Source organism: Actinoplanes couchii, assembly GCF_016862075.1.
Classification (GTDB): domain Bacteria; phylum Actinomycetota; class Actinomycetes; order Mycobacteriales; family Micromonosporaceae; genus Actinoplanes; species Actinoplanes couchii.
The window spans coordinates 20,608-27,374 of the sequence record NZ_BOMG01000137.1; the positions used below are offsets into that span (position 1 = coordinate 20,608).

General features: G+C 68.9%; 6 protein-coding genes. 2 read left to right on the forward strand and 4 right to left on the reverse strand.

Going from position 1 to position 6,767, the window contains the following annotated elements:
• Window positions 1-50 precede the first annotated feature (50 nt).
• The 3 genes from Aco03nite_RS50525 to Aco03nite_RS50535 all read right to left on the reverse strand — a co-directional run bounded on the left by Aco03nite_RS50525 (window position 51) and on the right by Aco03nite_RS50535 (window position 3,388).
• Window positions 51-821: a phospholipase A2 gene (locus tag Aco03nite_RS50525; RefSeq protein ID WP_203810064.1), complete on the reverse strand. Its 771-nt coding sequence runs from the start codon at window positions 819-821 to the stop codon at window positions 51-53.
• A gap of 782 nt (window positions 822-1,603) precedes the next feature.
• Window positions 1,604-2,740 carry a serine hydrolase domain-containing protein gene (locus Aco03nite_RS50530; RefSeq protein WP_203810066.1) on the reverse strand — a complete coding sequence of 379 codons (1,137 nt, stop codon included), beginning with the start codon at window positions 2,738-2,740 and terminating at the stop codon, window positions 1,604-1,606.
• A 102-nt stretch (window positions 2,741-2,842) separates the two neighbouring features.
• A complete protein-coding gene (locus Aco03nite_RS50535; RefSeq protein ID WP_203810068.1) occupies window positions 2,843-3,388 on the reverse strand; it encodes an RNA polymerase sigma factor in 546 nt (181 codons plus the stop codon).
• Between the two features lie 42 nt (window positions 3,389-3,430).
• On the opposite strand from Aco03nite_RS50535, the gene Aco03nite_RS50540 reads away from it, so the two are divergent.
• The gene (locus Aco03nite_RS50540; protein WP_203810070.1) at window positions 3,431-4,750 is read left to right on the forward strand and encodes a serine/threonine-protein kinase; all 1,320 of its coding nucleotides are present in this window, start codon (window positions 3,431-3,433) and stop codon (window positions 4,748-4,750) included.
• Between the two features lie 88 nt (window positions 4,751-4,838).
• A complete protein-coding gene (locus Aco03nite_RS50545; protein ID WP_203810072.1) occupies window positions 4,839-6,050 on the forward strand; it encodes a phytase in 1,212 nt (403 codons plus the stop codon).
• 115 nt (window positions 6,051-6,165) lie between these two features.
• On the opposite strand, the gene Aco03nite_RS50550 is transcribed toward Aco03nite_RS50545, so the two are convergent.
• Complete coding sequence (locus Aco03nite_RS50550; RefSeq protein ID WP_307837696.1) at window positions 6,166-6,687, reverse strand: STM3941 family protein; 522 nt, start codon at window positions 6,685-6,687, stop codon at window positions 6,166-6,168.
• Between the last annotated feature and the right edge of the window lie 80 nt (window positions 6,688-6,767).

Here is a 6,767-nt window from a genome sequence, read left to right on the forward strand (position 1 = left end):
AGACGAGTATCCGTCGATCCCCGAACCCGGCCGCTGCCCCGGGTGAGCGGTCAGAGCGGATCGTTGCCGAACGTCGTCACGGCGGCCCAGTACGTGGCGGCGACGCCCAAGCAGGTGTTTCGCAGCGTGCCGTTGGTCGGGTACGCGTACGTGCAGTTGGTGCCCAGGTGCTCGTACAGCTTGTTGTCGCAGTTCAGCTTGTTGTCGCCGGGCGCGTCATAGCAGAGGTCGTGCCGTGCGCAGGGCCCGCGGAAGTCCGCGGCCAGGTACGAGTCCGGCGAGCTGGTGCAGTAGTCGTGCAGGCTGCCGAGCGCCGGGTTGTACACGTAGTTCGACGGCACGGTCACCTGGCTGACCGCCAGCGCCGAACGGTCCCGCGACGGCTGGTCCAACACCGTGCCGACCGGGCGGTAACCGGCGAGCAGCACGGTCAGCGGGTAGGCGGACGCGCTACCGACCGGCACCGACTCCACCAGCGTGGTGCCCTCGATCCGATAGGTGCCGGTCACCAGTTCGCCGTTCGCGCCGACGGCGTAGGGCGCGTCGTACGCCCCCACCACCACACCCTTCGCGTTCCGGACCAGCACCTCGGAGGCGAACGCGCCGGCCTGCCCGGTCGCCGGGGTGAGGCTTCCACCGGCGGGAACGTCGGCCGCGATCCGGTAGGTGTGCGATGCGCCCGGCCCGTCCACCACGACTGCCGCACCACTGGCGGGCACATCGAGCGCGGGGTCCGCCGGAGCCGCCTCCGCACCGGTCGGCAGTAGCAGGATCGCGACGAAGCCGGCACTCGCTGTGAGCAGCCTCAACCTGGTCTTCACGTGTGATCTCCCCGTTTCTTGCAACGACGAAAATGAGGCGCCGCAACGACGGCGAACGCGCCTCCCGCCCCAGAGTGGGCGCAGAATAGACGGATCCGAATGGCATCCGACCACGACGGACGCTAGCACGGCCCATCTACGGGGGTCTACACCACAAAAGACGACGGTGACCCCTGGAGGCCAATTCACCAGCCCCTTCCGTACGTTCGCAATATATTCACCGAACAACGCCGGTCGCCCATTCGAACGTCACGAACCGATGATCGACTTCGACCCGGGCCCTCGTCCCAGGCGGTCCGGCCGCACGACGGACACCCTCCGGGGAAGCCACATACCGCCCTGAACAGGGTTGCCGAGCCGCTCGGCGCTGAGGTAGCTTCCTTAACTGTCCGATCTAGACGAGATCCGAACCGGATCATGTCCGCGCCGCAGCGCGTCACATTGATCCACCAGGTCGGGCCAACGGGGAGAGCACTACACGGGGAGCGCGGTGAAATTCCTCAACGGATTCCTGCGCCATTATGACAAGCCACCGTAAATGCTTTTGGTGTGCAAAATAATGGCGCACCGAGTCCGTGTCGCCGCACCTCGAGAAAGGGGACGATCAACACGCCGCCAGAAATCATCGCCTTTCCTGCGCGCCCGACCACGGCGTGAACGATCAGTGACAACCACCGGCCAGAGGCATCGCAACCGCTGGTAGCGCACGACAGAGGAATCAGTCGACCGGTGCGGTGGCCGCCACACCCGGCGGCCACCGCACCGGTCGAGCCGGTGCCGGATCAGGAGCGGCAGAGGGCCGTATCGACCGCCCGGTCCAGGTGCTGAGCGTTCACCGGGTCGGCGATCATCGAGTTCACCACGATGGTCGCCGAGCGCCCCGACGGGGCGATACCGACGTAGCTCACGTACCCGGGGGCCACCCCGCCGTGGGTCCAAGCGAACCCTCCGCAGCTGAGTTTGAACGTGGCCAGCCCGAGGCCGTACCGCGAGCCGCCGACCGTGTCGTACCCCGGGGCGTCGACGGTCTTCTGCATCTCGGCGAGCTGGGCCGGCTCGAGCAGCTTGCCGCCGAGCAGCGCGGCCAGGAACCGGTTGATGTCACTCGGCGGCCCGACCAGGGCGCCCGCCGACCATCCGGCGGACGGCTCGGTCTCGGTGATGTCGACCGGCCCGTTGCCCTGCATCGCCGGGTAGTAGCCGCGCGGGTGGGTGCCCCGGATCGTGGTCTCCCCCTCGCCCGGCCAGTACGTGCCCCGCAGCCCGGCCGGCTCGATGATCCGCTTGGTGATCTGTTCCCCGACCGGCCGCCCGGTGACCTTCTGGATGATCAGCCCGGCCACGATGTAGTTGGTGTTCGAGTACGAGAACCCCGACACCGGCTCCCGGTCGAATCCGGCGCGCAGCAACTCGTACGGCTCGTAGTAGGTGTGCAGGTTGTTCAGGAAGTCCGCGAAGATCACGTCGTCGTAGTCGGCGAGCCCGCTGGTGTGCTGCAGCAGCTGCCGCACGGTGATCTTCTGCCCGTTGGGTACGACCCCGGGCAGGTATGTCTCGACCGGCGCGTCCAGCCGGACCTTGCCCTCACCGACGAGCTGCAGGATGACGGTGGAGGTGAACATCTTGGTGTTGCTGGCGATCCGGATCCGCCCGTCGACGGGCATCTTCCGCCCGGTCTTCAGATCGGCGACCCCGGCGGTCCAGTTGCGCACCCGCCCGTCGGCCTCCCGCACCGACGCCATCACGCCGGGGAACTTGTCGACGCGGACCAGGTTGTCGATGGACTTCTGAACGACATCGGAGCGAGGGGCGACGTCGGCGCGGGGTGCGACATCGGCGCGGGGCGCGCTGACCGCCGGCGAGGCCAGGCCACCCAGGGCCAGGAGCGAGGCGAGCCAGACAGCGGTGGTACGAATCATCGTGATCTCCCTGGTGAGCCCGGAAAGCTGACACCACTGAGCTTTCCGGTGACAGCGAGACAGATCGATCCCACCAGCTGGAGTCCCGGGGTACAGCCAGCGCTACTGCGCGAGCAGGTACTCCCGGACCTGACCGCGCGCCTGATGGATCCGCGACTTCACGGTGCCCTCCGGGATCCCCAGGTGACCGGCGATCTCCTTGTAGTCCAGCTGGCAGATGTCCCGCAGCACCATCGGCGCCACCAGATCCGCCTTGGTGGCCTCCAGCCGCTCCAGGGCGTCGAGCAGGTCGAGCCGCGACCCGGCGATGACACTGGTGGTCCGGGCGTCCGCCACGTCCACCGGCATCTCCGCGTAACCCTGCTCGGCGGCCCGCCGTTTCAGGGTCCGGTACGTCTGCCGGGAACCGTTCGCGATGATCACGTGCAGCCAGGTGCTGAACTTCGACCGGCCCTCGAATCCGCCGATGTGCCGGGCCACCTGCATGAGCACGTCCTGGCAGGCCTCCTCGGCGTCCTGATAGCACGGCAGGAACCGCGAACATCTACGTAGGACGCTCGGCCGGATGGCCGCCAGCAGCGCGTTCAGGGCCGCACCGTCGCCGGCGGCCGCTTTCCGGGCCAGTACCTCGTGGTCTTCGTCGCGCACGTCGCCCCCGTCGTCTGATTCAACGACGTTGATAATACGAGCGTGCAAGTACCCCTCATGATCGGCAGATATCGGATCACCGGGCGCCTCGGTTCCGGCGCCTTCGCGACGGTGTGGCTCGCCGAGGACGACGTGCTGGAATCCCGGGTCGCCATCAAGATCCTCGCCGAGAACTGGGCACACCACCCCGACGTGCGCGCCCGGTTCGAGCAGGAGGCCCAGGTGCTGCGCCGGGCCGATTCGGAACGGCTGGTGCGGGTGCACGACTTCGGCGAACTCCCGGACGGCCGCCCCTACCAGGTCATGACGTACGCCGCCGGAGGCACCCTGCAGGACCGCCTGGATCAGGGGCCGATGCCGGTCCGCACGGCCCTGCGCACCGCCGGCGACATCGCGCACGCGGTGAGCGTCCTGCACGACTCCGGGGTCCTGCACCGCGATCTGAAACCGTCGAACGTCCTGTTCGACACGGTCCGCGGCACCGAGCGGGTGCTCGTCGCCGACCTGGGCCTGGCCAAGGAGATCGCGCACGCCTCCGGGTTCACCGTGGTGGCCGGCACCCCCGGGTACATGGCCCCGGAACAGCACCTGCCCGGCGGCGGCCTGGACGTGCGCGCCGACGTGCACGCGATCGGCGCGATGACCTACCAGATGCTGACCGGGCAGCCCCCGCAGTCGGGCCGGGCGGCCGGCGCGGCGCCGTCGAAGCTGCGGTCCGGGATCTCCCGCGAGGTGGACCGGGTGGTGATGCGGGCCCTCGACGCCGACCGGGACCGCCGCTGGCCGTCCACCGCCGCGTTCGCCACCGCCCTGGAAGCGTCCACAAGCGTCTCTCCGAGCCGAATCCTGCGCCTGGCACGGAACACGGTGGGCACCGCCCTGGCCCTGTCCCTGCTGGCGCTCACCGGTGGCGCGACCGTGCCGAACCCCACGCCGGTCGGCTGGGTCCGGGTCGCCGACCCCGGCCGGGCCGTGTCGGTCTCGGTTCCCGGCGGCTGGGCCGGGCAGCTGCGCGACTCCGGCTGGAACGTCGCCGCGGTCGGACTGCCCGCCGCCACCGAACCGGGCCTGCAGATCAGCGCCGACCTGGACTCGAACACCGCGCCCGGCCTGTTCGCCGGGCGTCTGCCGCCGGGTGGATCCCCGACCGTGCCGACCCATCCCGGATGCATCCGGCTCCCGGACCGCACCGTCCGCGCCCTCGGCACGACCGGTCTGACCCAGCGCTGGACGAGCTGCGGCGGCGACACCGTCTCGTACGACGAAGTGGTCCTTCCCGGGGTCTATCTCCAGATCCGGCAGGACAGCCGTGGCCCCGATCACACCGACGGGATCCTGCGCACACTGCGGGTGAGAGACTGACCTCAGTGGTCACGGATACGTAACGGGATCGCCGGAGTTCAGCATCTATCCACCCGGTGTCCAGGTCGATCCGGGATCGTCGTCTCCTATGCAGCGCACTTCCGGTATCGCCGCCCTCGTCGCCCTCACGACACTGGCTGCCGGTGCGCCGGCCTTCGCCGCTCAGCGACCGCCGCGCGAGATAACCGCTGCCGTGGAGACTCCCGCGCTCTTCGACGACGAGGCCGGCGGCGACACGGACGCCGACGACCCCGCGATCTGGGTCGACCCGGCCGACAAGTCCCGCAGCCTGGTCATCGGCACCGCCAAGAACGGCGGCCTGCGCGTCTACGACCTGACGGGCCGCGAGGTCCAGAAGATCGCCACCCCTGAGGGCGGCCGTTTCAACAACGTGGACATCCTGACCGGGTTCACCCTCGGCAAACGGAAGGTCGACGTCGCCGTCGTCACCGACCGCGGCCTGGACAAGCTCCGCCTCTACCGGATCGAGGCGTCCGGGCTCACCGACATCACCTCGGCCGACGCGCCCCTGCTGTTCTCCAAGGACCAGGCCGAGGTCGAGGAGCAGGCCACCGGTTACGGCGTCGCCGTCTACGGCCGGTACGCGGTGGTCAGCCGCCGGCACAGCACCCGACTCGGCATCTTCCGCCTCGAGGAGAAGAACGGCCGGGTCACCTACCGCGCCACCGACACCATCGACCTGCCCCGCGAGTTCCGGCTCCCGGACGGCAGCACCTGGTCGCCGTGCGCCGAACCGGGCGAGGACCCGCAGGTCGAGGGCATGGTCGTGGACGCCGAGGCAGGCGTGCTCTACGTCGCCCAGGAGGACGTCGCGCTGTGGCGTATCAACCTGGCCGGCGGCACGTTCAGCAGCATTCCGCGGATCGTCGAGCGGGTCCGCGAATTCGGTCAGCCCGCCACCTTCGACCCCGAGTCGGAGGAGTGCACCGTCGAGTACACCAATGCTTTCGGCGGCCGGATCAGCGCCGACGTCGAGGGCGCGACCATCTACCCGACCGGCAAGCGGGACGGCTACCTGATCGTCTCCAGTCAGGGTGACAGCCGGTTCTTCGTCTACGATCGCCGCACCAACAAGCCGGTGACCATCTTCTCGGTCGTCGACGGCAGGAAGACCGACGGTGTCCAGCACTCCGACGGCGCCGCGGCCACGTCGGTCGCCCTGCCCGGTTACCCGAAAGGCCTCCTGGTTCTCCACGACGGCGAGAACACCCCAGACGGCGGCCGTACGAGCACCAACTTCAAGTTCGTCGACTGGCGCTCGCTGGGCCTCGGTTCCTGAGCACAGCTCCGCCGAGTTCCGCCGTCAGTAAGGCTCTGCAGTCAGCCAGGCTCTGCAGTCAGTAGGGCTCCGCTGCATTCCGCCGTCAGTGCGGCTCTGCCGGGTTCCGCCATCGTCAGGTGGCGGAACCGGCCTGCTGTTCCCGGATGATCGCCTCGAACAGTTCCCCGGTCCGGACCGACAGCCCGACCGTGCTGATCTGCACCCCCGGCCAGCCCGCACCGCTGTTGAGCCGCTGCAGGAACCGGTTCCTGCCACTGAGATAGCTCTGCTCGAAGGCGGGGTCCAAGGCGAGTGTCACGAACTCCTGCCGCTGCACCGTGGTCCGGCCGATGTCCCGCACCGCCGCCCACGGGATCACCTGCTCCGAAAGCCGCCGATCCCGAATGCCAGCCGAATCCACCTCGACCACCGGGCCACGCCGGCCGAGCTGACGGGCGATGACCACAGTCCCGTACCCGAAGAACAGCACCCCGACAACACCGATCACCACCCGGAACGTGCCCGAGGCCGTCCCCCAGCCACTCCAGATCAACCACGCACTGGACCCGACCAGAACAACCGCGGCCAACAACAATCCAAGAGTCCGCGGCCAAGACCGGTAAACGACCATCAGCGCATCATGCCGAACCGCCATCCGGAAATCGACCCCGGAAACGCCGGCCCACGCAGGCCCGGAATTGACCTACTCCGGAAATGCAGAAAGGCCCACCCGGG

Coding starts and splice junctions, on each gene's coding strand:
- Aco03nite_RS50545 (WP_203810072.1), top strand. CDS start 4,839: ATGCAGCGCACTTCCGGTATCGCCGCCCTCGTCGCCCTCACGACACTG.
- Aco03nite_RS50530 (WP_203810066.1), bottom strand. CDS start 2,740: ATGATTCGTACCACCGCTGTCTGGCTCGCCTCGCTCCTGGCCCTGGGT.
- Aco03nite_RS50550 (WP_307837696.1), bottom strand. CDS start 6,687: ATGGCGGTTCGGCATGATGCGCTGATGGTCGTTTACCGGTCTTGGCCG.